Genomic DNA, 18,058 nt, shown 5'->3' with positions numbered 1-18,058 from the left:
TCACTCGTTCCCCGCGAAAGCGGCCATGACCTCAGCCCCGGTCATATGATTCTCGACGTGCGCGAAGGCGTAGACGTCGGGCTTCTCGTCGATGAAGACCTCGGTCTTCAGCGGCAGGTCGAGCGGCGGGTCGAACACGAACGCCGCCATGCCGACGAACTTGCCGTCGTTCGACTGGTAGGCGAGCGTCGTGCCGCAGGTGCCGCAGAAAGAACGCGTCGCCCATTCGGACGAGGCGTAGGTGGCCGGCGCCGCGCCGGTGTAGACGAGGTCCTGGACCGGGACGACCATCGTCGGCCCGGCGTTCATCCGCCGGCAGGTGCCGCAATGGCATGCGTCGATCTCGTCGCCGGGGACGGTCGCCGTGAAGCTGACCGCGCCGCACTGGCAGTGACCGTGCTTCTCCTCGGCCATCAGTTCGTCGCCTTCTCGTCGCCGGGCAGGATGTAGTCCGTTCCCTCCCAGGGGGAGAGGAAGTCGAAGTCGCGGAACTGCTGGGCCAGCTTCACCGGCTCGTACACCACGCGCTTGGCCTCGTCGTCGTAGCGCACCTCGACGAACCCGGTCAGGGGGAAGTCCTTGCGCAGCGGATACCCGTCGAAGCCGTAGTCGGTGAGGATGCGCCTCAGGTCCGGGTGGTTGGTGAAGAGGATGCCGTAGAGGTCGTAGGCCTCGCGCTCGTACCAGTCGGCGGCCGGGAAGAGCGACGTGATCGACGCGACGGGGGTCACTTCGTCGGTCAGGACCTTGAGGCGCACGCGCTGGTTCTGCACCGGCGAGAGGAAGTGGTAGACCACCTCGAACCGCTCCGGCCGCGAGGGCCAGTCCACGCCGCAGATGTCGACCAGGTTGACGAAGGCCGCGCGGGGGTCGTCGCGCAGGAAGCGCACGACGTCGACGATCGCCTCGCGCGTCACCGTGATGGTGAGCTGCTTGAAGCTGATTTCGGAGGAGACCACGCCCTCGCCCGCCTGCGTGCGGACCATCTCGGCGAGGTCTTCCAGGGCGCTGATGTCGGGTTCGAAGGCCATCTTAACGCTCGATCGTGCCGGTGCGCCGGATTTTGCGCTGCAACAGGAGGATCCCGTAGAGCAGCGCCTCCGCCGTCGGCGGGCAGCCGGGGACATAGACGTCGACCGGGACCACGCGGTCGCAGCCGCGCACCACCGAGTAGGAATAGTGGTAGTAGCCGCCGCCGTTGGCGCACGAGCCCATCGAGATGACGTAGCGCGGCTCCGGCATCTGATCGTACACCTTGCGCAGCGCCGGGGCCATCTTGTTGGTCAGCGTGCCGGCGACGATCATCACGTCCGACTGACGCGGCGAGGCGCGCGGGGCGACGCCGAAGCGCTCGACGTCGTAGCGCGGCATCGACATCTGCATCATCTCGACGGCGCAGCAGGCGAGGCCGAACGTCATCCACATCAGCGAACCGGTGCGGGCCCACTGGATGAGCGCCTCGGTCGAGGTGACGACGAAGCCCTTGTCGGACAGCTCGTCCGACACGGACTTGAAGAACGCGTCGTCCGGCTGGTTGCCGGGGACGGGCTGCGCGATCGCCGGAGCGCCGCCGGTGCCCAGACCACGCTGGTCGAGGATCGGCTTGTCCTTGGTCAATTCCATTCCAGCGCTCCCTTCTTCCACTCATACACGAAACCGATGGTGAGGATCCCGAGGAAGAGCATCACCGAGCCGAACCCGAACCAGCCGATATGGTCGAACGACAGCACCCACGGGAACAGGAACGCCACCTCCAGGTCGAAGATGATGAACAGGATCGCGACCAGGTAGAACCGGATGTCGAACTTCATGCGGGCATCGTCGAACGCGTTGAAGCCGCACTCGTAGGCGGACAGCTTCTCGCTGTCGGGCGACTTGTACGCGACGAGGAACGGCACGACGAGCAGCGCGAGGCCGATGACGGTGGCGATCCCGGCGAAAATGATCACCGGAAGGTAGCTGGTGAGGAGGTCTTCCATTCATACCCCTTCGAGGCGCGGGCGGACGCGTCAGCGCCGTCACGTCGCCTCATTCCATGTATGGCGTCCTTGGAATGACTCAAACCGCTGATCGCCGCAACCTGACGCGCGAATTTGGCTCGCTTGCATCGACGGTTGGATGTGCACTGCGTTGCCGATCGCCTCTCCCGCCGGCACCTTAGCGCCGCTCCGTGTCCCGTGCGTGGCCTGCGCGCGGGTCGGATCGGGCCGACAGGAGGACCCAGCGGTCGCCGTACGGGTCGCGACAGACCGCGACCGTCCCATAGGTCTCGTGCCGAGGCGTCACCTCGAATTCGACCCCCGCGGCGACGAGCCGGCGATGCTCCGCGGCGAAGTGGTCCGCGCGGGGCAGGTATGCGGGACGCGAGGGGGACGAGCCACGGCACGGCGGCGGGCGAGTGCCCGCGATCCGCCGACCCTGGCGAGGGCGCCGTGTGAGGGAGCCGTGTGCGGACTGCGATGTGGGAGAGGGGATATGAATGGCGAGAGTGACGGGACTCGAACCCGCGACCTCCGGCGTGACAGGCCGGCGCTCTAACCAACTGAGCTACACCCCCGCATCCGGGCTTTGCGTTGCCGCTGTGCCCGCGAGAGCTGCTGAACTAAGGCCCCCCCGCTCAGGTGTCAAGCGACTTTCAGACGACTTTGTGGACGACCTTTCCAGAACGCCGGCTGCACGCTATTCCTGCCGCCACGGGCGGTTAGCTCAGCTGGTTAGAGCGGCTGGTTTACACCCAGTAGGTCGGGGGTTCGAATCCCTCACCGCCCACCAGAAATCCCCGAAGCACTGCGGCATGTGGAATTTGGTGGCGTCCGCTCACCCGAGCGACGCGGGACGAACGCTCGTCGTGAGTGCGGTCCGTATGCCGCGTTATCGTCCGATGCGCGGCCACCTCGGCCGCTCTCCTGTGACTGCGAAAGCTCTATCGGGACGCTGTCGACGGCCGCGAAACGGCCATCCGATACGATCCGCTTTTCTCCATCGGCGGAAAAAGGGTATCCATTGTCGAATGCGATTAAAAGCCTACGCTGTCCACCTATTCACCGCCGCGGGCGCATCGCTTGCCATGCTCGCACTGCTGGAGGCCGCGCGGCAGGATTGGGCCATGATGGCGATCTGGCTGGCCGTCGCCTTCGTCGTCGACGGGATCGATGGCCCCTTGGCCCGCCGCTACGACGTTCACACCAACGCGCTCGTGTTCGACGGGGCGCTGCTGGACCTGATCATCGATTTTCTGACCTATGTGATGATCCCCGCCTACGCCCTTTATGGATCGGGCTTGCTTCCAGGGTGGACGGGCTGGTTCGTGGTGCTTCTCATCCCGTTTGCCTCATCCCTATACTTCGCCGATACACGGATGAAGACGGACGATGCGTCGTTTCGTGGCTTTCCCGCATGCTGGAATATGGTGGTGTTGGCATTGCTGGTGATCCAGCCGGGGTGGGGAGTGATCCTCGGGCTGGTCCTGCTGCTGTCCGCCGCTCAGTTCCTCATGCTGCGGTTTATTCATCCGGTGCGGACTTCGCGCTGGCGGATCGTGTCGTTGCCCGTGGCGGTGATCTGGACAGGCTGCATTGCATATTCCGCGTGGTTCGATTTCGCCCCGATGTCCGCGTTGACCGGGATCGTGGCCGTGACGTCCGCCTATTTGCTGCTCGCGGGTATCGCGCAGCAGATGATTTACAAGTCACGGAGTGCTTCACTGATATGAAGCGGTAGCGGACGGGAGGTCGGCCTCGTGTCTCCCAACCCGTCGATTCTGCCTTAACCGCGCACGCTCTCGCGTCCTATTCGGGGATTCTGCCCTCCGAATCGAGCTGCCGATCGGCGGCGCCAGCCATCCCGCGGATCCTCGCCTTCGGCCTCTCGCGGTGTGCGGCGAACCAGCGGCGGGTGATCGCCCGCGCCTCCCGTTAGGTGCTATAGCTCGCACGAACCCCCGGCCGGCCGCCCGACGGCCCCATGCGACCGGGGGACGAACAAGGCGGACCGCGCGGCCGCCAGCGGGAGCGAACCATGAGTGCCGAAGACATTCTCGATAGCCGCTATTCCTGGGTGCGGCTGGTTCTCACGCTGATCGTGGCGGCGGTGGGCAATGTCGGGATCTGGGCGGTCGTCGTCATCATGCCCGCGCTACAGGCCGATTTCGCCATCGACCGCGCCGACGCCTCGATCCCCTATACGATGACCATGGTCGGCTTCGCCGCCGGCAATCTGCTGATCGGCCGCATCGTCGACCGGTTCGGCATCACCACGGCGCTGCTCATCGCCACCGCGACGCTGTGTCTGGCCTACTCGTTGACGGCGGTTTCCGAAAACCTCTTCGTCATCTATGGGCTGCACGTCCTCGTCGGGCTCGGGACCGGGTCGTGCTTCGGCCCGCTCCTGGCCGATATTTCGCACTGGTTCTCGCGGCGCCGGGGGATCGCCGTGGCGCTGGTGGCGAGCGGCAACTACATCGCCGGCGCCTTCTGGCCGATGGTGCTGAGCGGCATTCTCGCCGAGGCCGGCTGGCGCGGGGTCTACTCCACGCTCGCAGTCATCGTCGTCGTCTCGCTGGTGCCGCTGGCACTGCTGCTGAAGCGGCGCGTACCGGCCGAGGCGATGGCCCATTCCGAAGCGCTGTCGGCCGTGCGCCGCCGCTCGGTGGACCTCTCGCTCGGTACGCTGCGCCTGCTGCTGGCGGTGGCCGGCGTCGGCTGCTGCGTGGCGATGGCGATGCCGCAGGTGCACGTCGTCTCGCTGGCGGTGGACCTCGGCTGCGCCCCGGTGGTGGGGGCGCAGATCCTGTCGCTGATGCTCGTCGGCGGGGTGGTCTCGCGCATCGCCTTCGGCGCGGTCGCGGATCGGCTGGGCGGGGTGAAGACGCTCCTCATCGGCGCCACCTTGCAGTGCTTCGCCCTGTCGCTCTACCTGCCGTTCGACGGGGTGGTCTCCGGCCTCTTCATCGTCAGCTTCGTCTTCGGCCTGTCGCAGGGGGGGATCGTGCCGTCCTATGCGGTGATCGTGCGCGAATATTTCCCGGCGCGGGAGGCAGGCACGGTGATCGGCTTCGTGCTGATGGCGACGATCATCGGCATGGGCGTCGGCGGCTGGCTGTCGGGCTATATCCGCGACGTGACCGGGTCGTACGACATGGCCTTCGTCAACGGCATCGCCTTCAACGTGTTGAACATGGGCATCATGCTGCTGATCCTCGCCAAGACGCGCACCCCGCGCGTCCGGCCGGCCATCGCCTAAAGCCGGGCGGCCCAGGCGGCGACCGTCTGCGCCATGGTGGCGAGGTGGTCGGCGAGGGTGCGCCCGGTGAGCCGCTTGCGCGGCTTCAGGTCGTGGTCGCCATCTTCCAGCCACGACAGTTCGATCGCGCCCGAGAGCGTGTAGGTGGCGACCTCCTCGCGAGTGCCGAGGGGGTCGCGCGTGCCCTGGCAGACGAGCGTGGGGGTCGCGAGCGTCGCGAGGTGCGCGGTGCGCAGCGCGTCCGGCTTGCCCGGCGGGTGAAACGGGTAGCCGAGGCAGACGAGGCCGGCGATACGCCCCGCCGCGTGCATCTCGTCGGCGATCATGGAGGCGACCCGCCCGCCCATCGACTTGCCGCCGATGACGACGCGGCCCGTCCCCGCCAGCGCGTCGAGCGCGGCGCGGTACTCGCCCAGCAGGGTCTCGGCGCGCGGCGGGGGCTTTCGCACGCCCTCGCGCCGGGCCGCCATGTAGGCGAACTCGAAGCGGGCGACGCGCAGGCCCTGGGCGGCGAGCGCCGCCGCGATGGCGGTCATCGCCGCGGAGTCCATCGGCGCGCCGGCGCCGTGGGCGAGGAGGAGGGTGGTGGCGGCGCCCTCCGGCCCGTCGAACAGGAAGGGCGCCGCCGACGTCACGAGGACTTCTTCATCGCCTCGAGGAGCGCGGCGCCGAGCGCGCTGTTGCCCTCGTCCCGCTGCGGGCGCTGGTCGGCGCCGCCCCGCGAACCGCCGCCTTTGCCGCCACGCTCGGGCCGGCCGCGACCGCCGCCCGCCGGCTGTGCCTCTCGCGCCGTGCGGCGCGCGGGCTGTGCTTCGCCGGGGGCGACGTCCTTGCGCATGGTGAGCCCGATGCGCTTGCGCGCGATGTCGACCTCGACGACGCGCACGCTCACCACGTCGCCGGCCTTCACCACCTCGTGCGGATCCTTCACGAAACGGTCGGCGAGCTGCGAGATGTGCACCAGCCCGTCCTGGTGCACGCCGACGTCCACGAACGCGCCGAACGCTGCGACGTTGGTGACCGTCCCCTCCAGCACCATGCCGGGCTTCAGGTCGGAGATCTGGTCGACACCCTCGGCGAAGCTGGCGGTGCGGAAGTCGGGCCGCGGGTCACGGCCGGGCTTTTCCAGCTCGGCGAGGATGTCGCGCACGGTGGGCAGGCCGAACGTGTCGTCGACGAAGTCGTGCGGCCTCACCCCCTTCAGCACATCCGAGTTGCCCAGGATGTCGCGGATATCGCGCCCGCAGGCCTCGACGATGCGCCGCGCCAGGCCGTAGGCCTCCGGGTGCACGGCCGAGCCGTCCAGCGGCTCCTTGCCACCCTGGATCCGCAGGAAGCCGGCGCACTGCTCGAACGCCTTGGGGCCGAGGCCCGTCACCTTCATCAGCGCCTTGCGGGTCGCGAACGCGCCGTGCGTGTCGCGGTGGGTGACGATCGCCTGCGCCAACGAGGGCCCGAGGCCCGCGACCTGGGCCAGCAGCGGCGCCGAGGCGGTGTTGAGGTCGACGCCGACCGCGTTCACCGCGTCCTCGACCACGGCGTCCAGCGCCTTGGCGAGGCGGTTCTGGTCGACGTCGTGCTGATACTGGCCGACGCCGATCGACTTGGGCTCGATCTTCACCAGCTCCGCCAGCGGGTCCTGCAGCCGCCGCGCGATGGAGACCGCCCCGCGCAGCGACACGTCGAGGTCCGGGAACTCCTTGGAGGCGAGCTCGGAGGCCGAGTAGACCGACGCGCCCGCCTCGGAGACGATCACCTTGGTGGGCTTGGGCGTCGCGTCGGGGATCAGGCGGATCGTATCGGCGACGAGCTTCTCGGTCTCGCGGCTGGCGGTGCCGTTGCCGATCGCGATCAGCTCCACGCCGTGCCGCTTCACCAGCTCGACGATCGTGTCCTGCGCGCCGCGCACGTCGTTCCTCGGCTGGAACGGGTAGAGCGTCGCCGTGGCGACGAGCTTGCCGGTGGCGTCGACCACGGCGGCCTTCACCCCGGTGCGGATGCCGGGGTCGAGCCCCAGCGTCGCCCGCGGTCCGGCGGGGGCGGCGTGCAGCAGATCCTTGAGGTTGCGGGCGAACACCGCGATCGCGTCCTCGTGCGCGCGCCGGCGCAGCTCGCCCAGGAGATCGAGGTACATCGAGAGTTTCAGCTTCACGCGCCAGGTCCACCCGGCGACCTGCCGCAGCCACTGGTCGCCCGGTGCCTCGCCCTGGATGCCGAGCGCGGCCGCGACGATACCCTCCGCGCGCGCCGTCCCGGTCTCCGGCTCCGGCGCGATGTCGAGCGTCACCACCTCCTCGTTGGCCGCGCGCATGACGGCGAGCGCGCGGTGGGCGGGAATGTCGGCCCACTTCTCGCGATGGTCGAAATAGTCGGAGAACTTGGCGCCGGCCTCTTCCTTGCCGGGGATCACGGTCGCCGAGATGAGCGCCTCGCGCTGCATGAAGGCGCGCAGCTTGCCGATGAGCGCGGCGTTCTCGGTCAGCGCCTCGGCCTGAATGTCGCGCGCGCCCTCCAGAGCGGCCTTCACCGTCGCCACCTTGTCGTTCACGAACGCCTCGGCGAGGGTCTCCGGCTTGGCGGCGCGGTTCTCGTGGATCGCGGCGAGCAGCGGCTCAAGGCCGTTCTCGCGGGCGATCATCGCCTTGGTGCGGCGCTTGGGCTTGTAGGGGAGGTAGAGGTCCTCCAGCGTCGCCTTGGTGGTGGCGCCGGCGACCGCGCGGTGGAGGTCGTCGGTCAGCTTGCCCTGCTCGCGGATCGACTGCAGGATCGTCGCGCGCCGGGCCTCCAGCTCGCGCAGATAGACGAGACGCTCGCCCAGGGTGCGCAGCTGCGTGTCGTCGAGCCCTCCGGTCGCCTCCTTGCGATAGCGCGCGACGAACGGGACGGTGGCGCCCCCGTCGAGCAGCTCGACCGCGGCGGTGACCTGCGCCGGCCGCGCGCCGATGTCCTCGGCGATGATGCGTGCGATAGTCTCGGCGGTCTTGTCCAAGATCGGCTCCTCTCGCTGCGGAGCGGAGGGGATAACGCCGCCCCGCGCGTCTTCCAAGTGACACGCGCCCGGTGCACACAGAAGCGCGCCCAACCGTCGCGCCACCCGATGCCGGATCGAAAGGTCGACTGCCCCATGACCCGCGATGAACTGAGCCGGGCCTACCGGCATTATATCGACTGTCTGAACCGCCGGGACTGGGACCATCTGGGCGACTTCGTCGGGACCGACGTCGCCTACAACGGCGCCACCATCGGCCTCGCCGGCTACCGGGCGATGCTGGAGGGGGACGTTCGCGCCATCCCCGACCTGCACTTTGAGATCGAGCGTCTGACTGCCGACCCGCCGTGGGTCGCGAGCCGCCTTCAGTTCGACTGCACGCCCGTCGGCACGCTGTTCGGTCTCGCCGTGAACGGCCGGCGTGTCCGGTTCGCCGAGAACATCTTCTACGAGTTCGCGGACGGGCGCATCCGCACCGTGTGGTCGATCATCGACAAGGACGCCATCGCCCGCCAGATCTGAGGCTCAGATGACCGCCTGTTCGACGAAGGGACGGTTGGCGACCACCCGCTCGTAGCCGACCTCGGTGAGGTCCAGCGTGCGAAAGCCGCCGTAGGTGATCAGTTCCGACACCGCGCGCCCGGCCGCCGGCCCCTGTTGCAGGCCGTGCCCGGAGAAGCCGTTGGCGAAGACGAAGTTCGTCACCTCCGGATGCCGGCCGACGATGAGGTTGTGGTCGAGCACGTTGAAATCGTAGTGGCCGGCCCACTGGTTGACGACCTTGATCGCCTCGAACGCCTCGCATCGTTCCGCCAGCGCCGGCCAGACGATCTCCTCGAACTCCTCGTAGCGCGGCTCGAAGTCGTCGAACGGGACGGCGGGATCCTCCACCGGCGCGCAGCCGGACAGGAAGTAGCGCCCCTCGGGCCGGCAGAAGACGCCGGTATGGTCGATCATCAGCGGCAGCCGCCCGCCGTTGACGGTGGCGCTCCCCTGCGGCGAACGGGCGGCGTCGAACACGAAGAGCGTGCGCTTGCGTGGCTCCACCGGGACCGCGAGCCCCGCCATCCGCGCCGTCAGCGAGGCGCGGGCACCCGATGCGTTGACCACGGTGCCGGCCTTCACCGTGGCGCCGGACTTCAGCGTCACGGTGGTGACGGCGTTGCCGGTGCGGCCGATGGCGACCACCTCGTCGGCGATCACCTCCGCGCCCAGCGCGCGGGCCTTGTTGCGGCAGCCGTCCATCAGCCCGGTGTTGGAGAACCAGCCTTCGTTGGCGCGCCCGTAGGACGCCAGCGCCAGGTCGCCGGTGCGAAGGTGCGGGAAGGCGGCGCCGAGCTCGGCCGGGTCCCACAGGACGATGTCGGCGCCGTTCGCGGTCTGCACCACATGATTGCCCCGCAAGGTCGCCACCTGTTCGGGCGTTTTGGCGAGGAAGAGGTAGCCGCCCTCCTGGAAGCCGAGATCGGGCCGGTCGCCGTCGACCTCCATCGTCTCGGTGAAGGCCTTGATGAAGGCGACGCCGAAGAGGCCGATCTTGACGTTGATCGGATTGGAGAACTGCGTGCGGATACCCGCCACCGACAGAGAGGTTGAGGCCGTGCGGTAGGTCGGGTCGCGTTCCACCAGCAGGATGGTGCCGGCAAAATCCGGATTGGCGGCGAGGAAGTAGGCGACCGACGAGCCGATCACCGCCCCGCCGACGATGACGACGTCGTAGCCGTCTCTCATCGGGCGGGATCGTCCGGGTGCGGGTAGGTGACGAAGGCACCGCCGTAGCACAGCGTTTCCGGTGCGTAGGGGTCGAGCGGGGGCGTGCGTGCCTCGAGCGCCGCGCGGTAGGGCTCGGTGGTGTCCTGCGGGGCATAGCCGAGGTGGCCGGCGCGCGAGTTGTCGACCGGTTTCACCCGATTGTCGGAGATGCCGAAGGTGATCGTGTGGCCGACGTGCGGCGCGGTGAGGCAGGCCGAGAAGAGGCGCACGAGGTCGGCATAAGAGAGCCAGGACCACAGGTGCCGCCGGTCCGCCGGCTCCGGGAACGACGAGAAGATCCGCACGCACGCGGTCTCGATCCCGAACTTGTCCCAGTAGAGCGACGACAGGGATTCCACGAAGCACTTCGACACGCCGTACAGCGTGTCGGGCCGCGTCGGCGTCGTGGTGTCGATATGGTCGCTCAGCCGGTGGAAGCCGATGGCGTGCACCGATGAGGCGTACGCGATGCGCTTCACCCCGTGCTTCCGCGCCCCTTCGTAGAGGTGGTAGGTGCCGCGAATGGTCGAGTCGAGGATCTCCTGCCACGGCTTCTCGACCGGCGCGCCGCCCATATGGACGATCGCGTCGACGCCCTCGGTGGCGGCCATCGTGGCGGCTTCGTCGGCGAGGTCGAAGGTGACGGCCTCCTCGTGGGGAGCGAGGTCGGCGATGGGCATGCGGTCGGCGAGGCGGAGCGTCTCGGCGAGCGGGGCGAGGCCGCGGCGCAGCTCGGTGCCGAGCGCCCCGGCGGCGCCGGTGATGAGGATGGTGTCGTAGGGCGTGGTCATCGCGTCGGCTCCGTCGGTTCGTGTCCGCAGGAGGCCCGAGACGGGCAGGAAATGCAATGCATTGCACCCCCATCCGCCCCGCCCCTCGCCCCGCTGTCGCACCGCCCCTCGCTCCCGCTGTTGCACCGCCCCCGCTACAGCTTGGCGCGGCGGATGCGGATGCCGGCGGCCTCCCGGTCGAACGTGTCGTCCGTCAGGCCGGCGGTGCGCAGCTCGTGCTTCTGCAGCTTACCCGACGCGGTCTTGGGCAGCGCGTCGACGATGCGCACGTAGCGCGGCACCATGTGGTGCGGCAGCCGCTCGGCGAGATGCTCGATCAGCCCCGCCGGGTCGATCGTGCCGCCGGGCACCGCGACCACCACGGCCAGCACCTCGTCCTCGGTGACGTCGCTCGGTACCGCGACGGCGACCGCCTCCTGCACGGCGGGGTGGGTCAGGATCTCGCTCTCCAGCTCGAACGAGGAGATGTTCTCGCCGCGGCGGCGGATCACGTCCTTCAGCCGGTCGACGAAGGTGAACGTGCCGTCCGCCTCGCGCCGGAAGGCGTCGCCGGTGTGGAACCAGCCGTTGCGCAGGGCCGCCGCCGTCGCCTCCGGGTTCTTGTAGTAGCCCGAGAAGAGTGCCCACGGCCGGTGCGAGCGCACCAGAAGCTCGCCCACCGTGCCGTCGGGCTGGGGCAGGTCGTCGGCATCGGCGATGCGCAGCTCGAACGGCGGACGGGCCGTGCCGGCGAGGCCCGGCGTCTCGATGCCGGGGCCGGCGACGAGGGGGCTCGCGATCTCGGTCATGTTGAAGACAGTGTAGAGGCTCACGCCGAAACGGTCGCGGAAGCGCGGCGCATCCTCGCCGAAGGGGACGATGTAGACCTTGGCCAGCGGGTGGTCCTTGTCGCCTGCCGTCTCGGGCGCCTTGAGGAGGAAGCTCGCCATCACGCCCAGCAGCAGAACGGCGGTGGAGCCGGTTTCGCGCACCGCGTCCCAGAAGTCGGCGGTGCGGAACTCGGGCACCATGGCGATGGTCCCGGCGCGGGCGAGCATGGTGTTGACGTAGAGCGTCGAGCCGCAGTGGAAGATCGGCCCGCAGATCATCGTCACGTCGTCTTCGGTGATGGCATGCATCGCCTCGGGCCCCATCGTCCAGTGCTGGACGTAGGAGAAGACGACGCCCTTGGCGTTCCCGGTGGTGCCGGAGGTGTACATGATCGCTTGTGCGTCCCACGGCATGATCGGCCGCTGCGGGGCGACGTCGCCCACCGCTCCCTCCGGCTCGGCGAGCGGGCGCACCACGAGGCCCGGAACCGGCGCCGCCTCACCCTCTCCCGCGAAGCCGGGCGGGACGAGGACGGTGCCGAGCGCGCCGGTCTCGATCCCTTCCAGCCGGGCGAGGGCGCCGGGGTGGGCGATCATCACCTCGGCGTCGGCGTTGGTGAGGATGTGCGCCAGCGGACGGCCCCGCGCGGCGGTGTTCACCGGGACGTAGACCGCACCCAGCCAGTTGATCGCATACCAGGTGACGAGCAGCTCCGGGCCGTTGTTCATGAACGTCAGCACATGATCGCCCTGGGCGACGCCGGCCTCGCGCAGGGCCGCGGCGCGGCGCGTGACGCGCTCACGCAGCGCACGATATGTCCACGTCTCGCCGCGCCAGAACCGCACGGCGTCACGCTCGGGGTGGCGGTCGGCCGCATGGGTCAGCATCTCGCGAAGGACGCACTGCGCGGGGGTGGGGATGGAGGACGGCGAGACGCTGTCGTTCGGCATGGGGGACGGTCCGGTATCGGTCGAGGAGGGTCGAGGGTGCGAGCGTGGCGACATCGCGCCCGGTTTGGCAACAGCGCGTTCGCGCGGCGGGCCGATGGGCATGGCACCAAAGTCTTTTTCGGAAGGCCGGAACTGGAATCTCGACAGTGCCCCTTTGCCGTCACATTTCCCGCAGGGGTTCCGCGGCACGGGTCGGCACGCGGTCTCAACTACGGCCGTTTCAAGGCGTATCACCAACATAATTCAGCAAGATTTGACTATCATCGTACAAAAAAGTGCGAACGATAGCCCGGTGGTACCGTTGGTGGTTTATAATACTATTATGTGGAGGCAACCATGCAGCGCACGGCACTGATCACGGGCGGCTCCGGCGGGATCGGGGCCGCCATTGCACGGTGCTTCGGCTACGACGGGATCCGGGTCCTGGTTCATTATCGCAACGGCGGCGAGGAAGCGGCGGCCCACGTCGTCGCCGATATCAAAGCCGCCGGCGGGGATGCCTTCGCGGTGCAGGCGAACGTCGCCGACAGCCGCTCGGCCCCCGACCTCTTCGATTTCGCCGAATCGCGCTTCGGCTCGGTGGACATCCTCGTCAACTGCGCCGGCATCATGCACGAGGCGCCGCTCGCCGAGGTGAGCGACGAGATGTTCGAGATGGTCCTGGCGGTCAATCTGTTCGGCTGCTTCCACACCATGCGCGAGGCGGCGCGGCGGATGAAGACCGGCGGGCGGATCGTCAACGTGTCGAGCAGCGCGCTGTCGCAGAGTGCGCCCGGCTATTCGAGCTACAACGCCACCAAGGGCGCCGTCGAGGCGATCACGCGCGTCCTCGCCAACGAACTCGCCCCCAAGGGGATCACGGTGAACGCCGTCGCCGTGTCGCCCGGGGAGGCGGAGACCGAGATCTACAGCCACGGCCGCTACGACGAGATCAGCCCGATGGCGGGCCAGGGCAACAACCGCTCGGCCGACATCGTCGGGCTGGTGAAGTTCCTCGCCTCGGAAAAGGCCAACTGGATCCACGGCCAGGTGCTGCGTGCGCGCGAAGATCTGATGTAGCGGCGGCGATTTCGTGTAGGGACGAGGGGATCGACCGGAGAGGAGAGGCGATGCCCCGCCACCACGAGCTGCCCGCGCTGCCGCAGAATATCCACTGGGGGCATCACGATGCCGCCCTCCCGCCCGTGCTTCACATCGCATCCGGCGACACGGTGACGCTCACGGCCTGGGCCGCCGGCGGTCCCGAGGCGCTCCCCGCCGACCGCTCCCTGGTGCAGCCGGGCCATCTCGACGCCATCGCACGCTGCCAGCGCGAAGGCACCAGCCACATGCTGACCGGTCCGGTCCACGTCGACGGCGCGATGCCCGGCGACGTCTTGGAGATCGAGATCGTCGACGTTTCGTTGAACGAGCGCTGGGGCTTCGTGCAGATCGTGCCGCTGAAGGGAACGCTGCCCGACGAATTCGACGCGCTCACCCGCATCCATCCCGAGATCGACATCGCGGCCGGGACGGCACGACTTCCGTGGGGGACCGACATCGACCTGGCGCCATTCTTCGGCATCATGGCCGTGGCGCCGCCGCCGCACTGGGGGCGCATCCCCTCCATGCAGCCGCGCAAGTTCGGCGGCAACATGGACAACAAGGAACTCGGCGCGGGCACGACGCTCTACCTGCCGGTCTTCACCGAGGGGGCGTTGTTCTCCGCCGGCGACGGGCACGGCGTGCAGGGCGACGGCGAGGTCTGCATCACGGCGCTGGAGACGGGGCTGAAGGGCACCTTCCGGCTCACTGTGCGCAAGGATCTCGGCTACGACTACCCGTTCGCCGAGAATGCCACCCACCTCATCTCGATCGGCATGCACGAGGACCTCGACGAGGCGGCCCGCATCGCGCTGCGCCAGATGATCCGGCACGTGTGCGCCCGCACCACGCTGACGCGCGAGCAGGCCTACATGCTGTGCTCGCTCCAGGGCGACCTGCGCGTGACGCAGACGGTCGACGGCGAGAAGGGCTGCCACATGATGATGCCGAAGGCCGTTCTCTGACCGACGGGCGACGGCGCGCCCGGCTCTGACGGCGCCGCTCCGTCCCGCGCGGCACTGCTGACGAAGCGCATACTGAGGGCTGCGAACTTCCCCCCGCCCGTGCGGCCCCGCCATGGGGTCGCACTTTTGATCCGGTGTGGCGGTGTCAGCGGCGGAAGCCGCCGCCGCCCTCCCGGAAGCCGCCGCCGCCGTGGAAGCCACCACCGCCGCCGCCGCGGAAGCCGCCGCCCCCGCGGAACTCGCCGCCGCCGCCGCCGAAGCCACCGCCGGCCCGCGTGAAGTTGCGTTGGCGCATGGCGTCCATGTTGCCCATCTCGCGGCCGATGCGGTCGTTGGAGAGGTGGCTGGGGACCTCGGCGCGCGGCCGCGCGGCCTGGGGCTGGCGCGACGGCGCGTTGCCGGCGCGCGGCCGTTCCGCTGCGGGCCGGTTGGCCGGGCGGTCGCCGGCGGGCCGGTTGGCCAGCGCCCCGTCGCCTGCGGGCCGGTTGGCGAGCGCGCCGTCGCCGCCGGGGCGTGTCACCTTCTGCCAGCCGTCGTCGCCGTGGTGGTAGACGTTTCCGTCGCGCCCGGCGAAGAGGTTGCCGTCGCGCCCGCCGACGAACCCCTGGTTGCCGGCCGAGGTGTTCCACCGCAGCCCACCGGCGTTGCCGTTCTCCGCCCCGGAGACGTGCGCCCAGGACGTCCCGCGCCGCACGCCCGCGGAACCCCAGGAGCCGTAGACGTCATGCCCCCCGCGCGCGAAGGCGCCGGTGTCGGTCCGCGGGTTGTAGGCGGAGACGAAGCCGCGCTCGCCCCAGGGGCCGGAGACGCCGCCGCCGCGCACATAGGTCCCGGTGCGCGGGTTGTAGGCCGCCCCGTAGGCGATGCCGCGATAGGGGCCGTAGGCGTAGCCGTAGCGCCCGTAGGTGCCGCGGGCCGGGTTGTAGTAGGCGCCGATGCCGTAGGTCACCGGGCGCGGGAAATAGCCCGGATAGGGCCGCCCGCCGCCGTACCAATAAGGCGGGTAGTACCAGCCGGTGCCGTACACATAGGTGCCCCAGGCGAGATAGCCGGTGAGGTAGCCCATCGTGTATCCGAACCAGACGGCGCCGGGTTCGGTGTCGTAGACGCGCACGTAGGTCGCGCGGTAGACCGGCGAGGAGGGCGGGATGGTGTAGATCACCTCGGGCACCGCGGTCGCGACCACCCACGGCCCGTTCGGCGTGTCGCCCACGAACCAGACGCCGTCCTGCAGCACGAAGTACTTGCCCTCGACCTCGATCACCTCGGTGTTGGTGTTGGTCGCGTACGACATCGATGTGCCCTCGATGGTGGCGAACTGCGGGTCGCCGTCGTAGTCGACGTCCGCCTTGACCTTGTCGGTCTCGACGCGCGCGGTGTTGGGGATGCTCGCCTTCAGCCGAGCCTCCTCGCTCTCGGAGGTGCCGGGCACCGCGTAGCGGACGCTGTAGTAGGGCGTGTCGGACGGGAGCTTGGAGAAGTCGTCCGGCAGGTCGGGCGTCGCGAAGGTCCACGGCCCGTCGAGCGAGGCGGCGCTGAACCACCGGCCGGACATCAGCACGTACCAGGTCGAATTGGCGGTATCGAAGAAGACGTCGGACTGCGTGTTGGAGATCCACTCGAGGTTGGTGTTCGGGACCGCCTCCTTCCGGGGCGGGCCGTCGAACAGGATCAGCTCGGCCGGCGTGTCGGAATAGAAGACCTTCGGCGCCCCGTCCTTGAAGGGCTGCGGCGGCATCGCGGCGCGCGCGTCCTTCCAGTTGTCGTCGTCCGGCAGGCCGGAGAGGGCGTCCGGCAGCGTGGTGACGGCGCTCCAGGTGCCGTCGAGGGCGGATGCGGTCATCCACGAACTCTCGTCGCGCAGGTAGAGTGCTTTGTCGCCGGTGGTCTGCAACACGTCCCAGTTGGTGTTGACGACGAAATCGAGGTCCTTGGCATCCTGCACCGGGGCGAAGGTCGCCTTGCCGTCGGTCTGGAGGAGGATCGCGGGGGTCTCGGAGTGGAAGATCGGCGGCGGGTCGGATTTGAGGCCCGACACGTCCTCCACCCGCTTCTGCCCGGCGAGGCTGGAGACCAGCGTCTGCTGCGACACCGTGATCGGCCCGGTGGGGAGCACCCGGCCGACGTCGGTGTCGAGGGAGGCGAGGGCGTCACGCCCGAGAGCGGAGAAGTTCAGCTCGGTGACGGTGATGTTCGAGATCACCACCTCGCCGGTGCTGTTGTCCGCCTGGGTGGACCCACTGACGCCGATCACGCCGTAGACCGCGGCGGTGTCGGCGGTGGGGGCGTACTCGGCGGCGATGATCGCGTCGATCGTCTTGAAGTCGTCCCACCGGGTGACCTGCGGCTGGTAGAGGACGATCTTGCCGCCGTCGGCGACTTCGTAGGAGCGGGGCCAGCCGTTGGGATCGGCCGTATCCTTCAGGTACTGGCCGGACATGTAGCCCTGGGTTCCGTCGACGGTGACGGCGCACCAGGTGCCGCCGGCGTCGCAGTCGCCGAGGTCGACGCTGGTGCCGTCGGGGATCGTCGAGAGGACCCCGTAGTCGGTTCCCGGCCCGGAGCGCATGTTGACGTTGGCGGTGGTGGTCGCGGGGGTGGCGAGGGCTGGCGTGACCGCCATCACCGTGGCCAGAAGGGCGGCGATCGTCTTTCGCATGGTGGTACGTCCACTCATTATTCGAAGTCATGCTTATCGCGGGCGCGGCCCGGCGCCAAGCATCGTCGGCGCGGCGGGGGCGCCGGGTCGCACGATGGCCCGGCACGGTGGCGCGGCATGTACTGCCGGGCGCGGGCCGGCCGTCACGCGCCGCGGGTCGGACACGGCGCGAAGGGGCGCCGGCCGGCGTCGGGGCCGGGCGGAGCCCTGTCGTCGATCGGCTCGGCGGTCAGCCGCCGATGTTGATGAACTGCACCCGGCGGTTCACCCCGGAATCGGGGTTGGACGGGTCCTGGAGCTGCTCTTCGCCCAGGCCGATGCCGACGAGCTGGTTCGCGGGGACGTGGAACGTCGTCACCAGCGCCTCCATCACCGACTTGGCACGCTGCTGGCTGAGACGGAAGTTCAGCTCACGCCCGCCGGTCGCATCGGTGTGGCCGATGACGACGATCTTCTGGCCCATCAGGTAGGGCGTGTGCAGCGCGTCCGCGATAAGGCCGACCGAGTAGTAGCTCGACGGCTCGATGCGGGCCGAGCCGCGGGTGAAGTTGATCTGCACGCTGATCTGCGGCAGCCCGGCGAGCTTGTCCGACAGCGGGCCGGGGGCGTTGTCGCCACCGCTGGCGGCGGCGCGGGCGGCGGCCTGCTCCAGCGCGATCGGATCGAACGCGGCGACCGTCGCCTCGGTCTCGTAGAGACTGGTGACGATCTGGTTGCGGGTCAGCTGGTTCTGGGCGTGACCGGCGGTGTGGCTGGCGACGAGGCCGGCGGCGACAGTGGCGCAGAGCGCGAGGGTCTTCATGGTCATCTCGGTCGTT

17 protein-coding genes and 2 tRNA genes are annotated in these 18,058 nt (G+C 69.1%); 6 read left to right on the top strand and 13 right to left on the bottom strand.

Annotated elements, in window-relative coordinates; translation table 11 throughout:
• The 6 genes from MRB58_RS01490 to MRB58_RS01470 form a co-directional block, all read right to left on the bottom strand.
• A complete protein-coding gene (locus MRB58_RS01490) occupies positions 1–414 on the bottom strand; it encodes a GFA family protein (RefSeq protein ID WP_244779871.1) in 414 nt (137 codons plus the stop codon).
• Positions 414–1,031, bottom strand: coding sequence for an NADH-quinone oxidoreductase subunit C (locus MRB58_RS01485; RefSeq protein WP_256461699.1), 618 nt, complete (start codon positions 1,029–1,031; stop codon positions 414–416). Before MRB58_RS01485 ends, MRB58_RS01490 begins: the two co-directional genes overlap by 1 nt.
• A gap of 1 nt (position 1,032) precedes the next feature.
• Positions 1,033–1,623: an NADH-quinone oxidoreductase subunit B family protein gene (locus tag MRB58_RS01480; RefSeq protein ID WP_244779870.1), complete on the bottom strand. Its 591-nt coding sequence runs from the start codon at positions 1,621–1,623 to the stop codon at positions 1,033–1,035.
• Positions 1,614–1,979, bottom strand: coding sequence for an NADH-quinone oxidoreductase subunit A (locus tag MRB58_RS01475; protein WP_244779869.1), 366 nt, complete (start codon positions 1,977–1,979; stop codon positions 1,614–1,616). The genes MRB58_RS01480 and MRB58_RS01475 overlap by 10 nt, the downstream gene beginning before the upstream one ends.
• A 178-nt stretch (positions 1,980–2,157) precedes the next feature.
• Positions 2,158–2,409, bottom strand: a complete 252-nt coding sequence (locus tag MRB58_RS24905) for a VOC family protein (protein ID WP_371747270.1) — start codon at positions 2,407–2,409, stop codon at positions 2,158–2,160.
• 71 nt (positions 2,410–2,480) lie between these two features.
• Positions 2,481–2,557 (bottom strand) — tRNA-Asp (locus MRB58_RS01470).
• Positions 2,558–2,695: 138 nt separating this feature from the next.
• Here MRB58_RS01470 and MRB58_RS01465 point away from each other — a divergent pair.
• The 3 genes from MRB58_RS01465 to MRB58_RS01455 all read left to right on the top strand — a co-directional run bounded on the left by MRB58_RS01465 (position 2,696) and on the right by MRB58_RS01455 (position 5,241).
• Positions 2,696–2,772: transfer RNA gene (locus MRB58_RS01465), tRNA-Val, on the top strand.
• A gap of 295 nt (positions 2,773–3,067) precedes the next feature.
• Positions 3,068–3,712: a phosphatidylcholine/phosphatidylserine synthase gene (locus MRB58_RS01460; RefSeq protein ID WP_244779868.1), complete on the top strand. Its 645-nt coding sequence runs from the start codon at positions 3,068–3,070 to the stop codon at positions 3,710–3,712.
• Positions 3,713–4,017: 305 nt separating this feature from the next.
• Positions 4,018–5,241 (top strand): MFS transporter, encoded by a 1,224-nt coding sequence (locus tag MRB58_RS01455; protein WP_244779867.1) that lies wholly within the window; start codon positions 4,018–4,020, stop codon positions 5,239–5,241.
• Here MRB58_RS01455 and MRB58_RS01450 read toward each other — a convergent pair.
• Positions 5,238–5,876, bottom strand: a complete 639-nt coding sequence (locus tag MRB58_RS01450) for an alpha/beta fold hydrolase (RefSeq protein WP_244779866.1) — start codon at positions 5,874–5,876, stop codon at positions 5,238–5,240. The two genes, MRB58_RS01455 and MRB58_RS01450, sit on opposite strands and share 4 nt — an antisense overlap.
• The gene (locus tag MRB58_RS01445) at positions 5,873–8,230 is read right to left on the bottom strand and encodes a Tex family protein (protein WP_244779865.1); all 2,358 of its coding nucleotides are present in this window, start codon (positions 8,228–8,230) and stop codon (positions 5,873–5,875) included. The genes MRB58_RS01450 and MRB58_RS01445 overlap by 4 nt, the downstream gene beginning before the upstream one ends.
• A gap of 135 nt (positions 8,231–8,365) precedes the next feature.
• Between MRB58_RS01445 and MRB58_RS01440 the strand changes: the two genes are divergently transcribed.
• Positions 8,366–8,752: an ester cyclase gene (locus MRB58_RS01440; protein WP_244779864.1), complete on the top strand. Its 387-nt coding sequence runs from the start codon at positions 8,366–8,368 to the stop codon at positions 8,750–8,752.
• Between the two features lie 3 nt (positions 8,753–8,755).
• On the opposite strand, the gene MRB58_RS01435 is transcribed toward MRB58_RS01440, so the two are convergent.
• The 3 genes from MRB58_RS01435 to MRB58_RS01425 all read right to left on the bottom strand — a co-directional run bounded on the left by MRB58_RS01435 (position 8,756) and on the right by MRB58_RS01425 (position 12,533).
• Positions 8,756–9,961 carry an FAD-binding oxidoreductase gene (locus tag MRB58_RS01435; protein ID WP_244779863.1) on the bottom strand — a complete coding sequence of 402 codons (1,206 nt, stop codon included), beginning with the start codon at positions 9,959–9,961 and terminating at the stop codon, positions 8,756–8,758.
• Positions 9,958–10,773 carry an NAD(P)-dependent oxidoreductase gene (locus MRB58_RS01430; RefSeq protein WP_244779862.1) on the bottom strand — a complete coding sequence of 272 codons (816 nt, stop codon included), beginning with the start codon at positions 10,771–10,773 and terminating at the stop codon, positions 9,958–9,960. Before MRB58_RS01430 ends, MRB58_RS01435 begins: the two co-directional genes overlap by 4 nt.
• Before the next feature lie 134 nt (positions 10,774–10,907).
• The gene (locus MRB58_RS01425) at positions 10,908–12,533 is read right to left on the bottom strand and encodes an AMP-binding protein (RefSeq protein WP_244779861.1); all 1,626 of its coding nucleotides are present in this window, start codon (positions 12,531–12,533) and stop codon (positions 10,908–10,910) included.
• Positions 12,534–12,869: 336 nt separating this feature from the next.
• Here MRB58_RS01425 and MRB58_RS01420 point away from each other — a divergent pair, with 336 nt between their 5' ends.
• Both MRB58_RS01420 and MRB58_RS01415 read left to right on the top strand, forming a co-directional pair.
• Complete coding sequence (locus tag MRB58_RS01420) at positions 12,870–13,592, top strand: SDR family NAD(P)-dependent oxidoreductase (RefSeq protein ID WP_244779860.1); 723 nt, start codon at positions 12,870–12,872, stop codon at positions 13,590–13,592.
• A 50-nt stretch (positions 13,593–13,642) separates the two neighbouring features.
• On the top strand, positions 13,643–14,581 hold the full coding sequence (locus MRB58_RS01415; protein ID WP_244779859.1) for an acetamidase/formamidase family protein: 939 nt from the start codon (positions 13,643–13,645) through the stop codon (positions 14,579–14,581).
• A gap of 145 nt (positions 14,582–14,726) precedes the next feature.
• Here MRB58_RS01415 and MRB58_RS01410 read toward each other — a convergent pair whose 3' ends face one another.
• Both MRB58_RS01410 and MRB58_RS01405 read right to left on the bottom strand, forming a co-directional pair.
• Positions 14,727–17,240 (bottom strand): SH3 domain-containing protein, encoded by a 2,514-nt coding sequence (locus tag MRB58_RS01410; RefSeq protein WP_244779858.1) that lies wholly within the window; start codon positions 17,238–17,240, stop codon positions 14,727–14,729.
• A 229-nt stretch (positions 17,241–17,469) separates the two neighbouring features.
• Positions 17,470–18,048, bottom strand: coding sequence for an OmpA family protein (locus MRB58_RS01405; RefSeq protein WP_244779857.1), 579 nt, complete (start codon positions 18,046–18,048; stop codon positions 17,470–17,472).
• Positions 18,049–18,058 lie beyond the last annotated feature (10 nt).

The sequence above is a fragment of the Acuticoccus sp. I52.16.1 genome (assembly GCF_022865125.1).
Classification (GTDB): Bacteria; Pseudomonadota; Alphaproteobacteria; order Rhizobiales; family Amorphaceae; genus Acuticoccus.
This window is presented reverse-complemented; position numbering and strand designations above follow the sequence as displayed.

What these genes read in the sequence shown, in the direction of transcription:
- MRB58_RS01490 (WP_244779871.1), bottom strand. Translation starts at nt 414, where the DNA reads ATGGCCGAGGAGAAGCACGGTCACTGCCAGTGCGGCGCGGTCAGCTTC.
- MRB58_RS01485 (WP_256461699.1), bottom strand. Translation starts at nt 1,031, where the DNA reads ATGGCCTTCGAACCCGACATCAGCGCCCTGGAAGACCTCGCCGAGATG.
- MRB58_RS01480 (WP_244779870.1), bottom strand. Translation starts at nt 1,623, where the DNA reads ATGGAATTGACCAAGGACAAGCCGATCCTCGACCAGCGTGGTCTGGGC.
- MRB58_RS01475 (WP_244779869.1), bottom strand. Translation starts at nt 1,979, where the DNA reads ATGGAAGACCTCCTCACCAGCTACCTTCCGGTGATCATTTTCGCCGGG.
- MRB58_RS01460 (WP_244779868.1), top strand. Translation starts at nt 3,068, where the DNA reads ATGCTCGCACTGCTGGAGGCCGCGCGGCAGGATTGGGCCATGATGGCG.
- MRB58_RS01455 (WP_244779867.1), top strand. Translation starts at nt 4,018, where the DNA reads ATGAGTGCCGAAGACATTCTCGATAGCCGCTATTCCTGGGTGCGGCTG.
- MRB58_RS01440 (WP_244779864.1), top strand. Translation starts at nt 8,366, where the DNA reads ATGACCCGCGATGAACTGAGCCGGGCCTACCGGCATTATATCGACTGT.
- MRB58_RS01435 (WP_244779863.1), bottom strand. Translation starts at nt 9,961, where the DNA reads ATGAGAGACGGCTACGACGTCGTCATCGTCGGCGGGGCGGTGATCGGC.
- MRB58_RS01430 (WP_244779862.1), bottom strand. Translation starts at nt 10,773, where the DNA reads ATGACCACGCCCTACGACACCATCCTCATCACCGGCGCCGCCGGGGCG.
- MRB58_RS01425 (WP_244779861.1), bottom strand. Translation starts at nt 12,533, where the DNA reads ATGCCGAACGACAGCGTCTCGCCGTCCTCCATCCCCACCCCCGCGCAG.
- MRB58_RS01420 (WP_244779860.1), top strand. Translation starts at nt 12,870, where the DNA reads ATGCAGCGCACGGCACTGATCACGGGCGGCTCCGGCGGGATCGGGGCC.
- MRB58_RS01415 (WP_244779859.1), top strand. Translation starts at nt 13,643, where the DNA reads ATGCCCCGCCACCACGAGCTGCCCGCGCTGCCGCAGAATATCCACTGG.
- MRB58_RS01410 (WP_244779858.1), bottom strand. Translation starts at nt 17,240, where the DNA reads ATGCGAAAGACGATCGCCGCCCTTCTGGCCACGGTGATGGCGGTCACG.
- MRB58_RS01405 (WP_244779857.1), bottom strand. Translation starts at nt 18,048, where the DNA reads ATGACCATGAAGACCCTCGCGCTCTGCGCCACTGTCGCCGCCGGCCTC.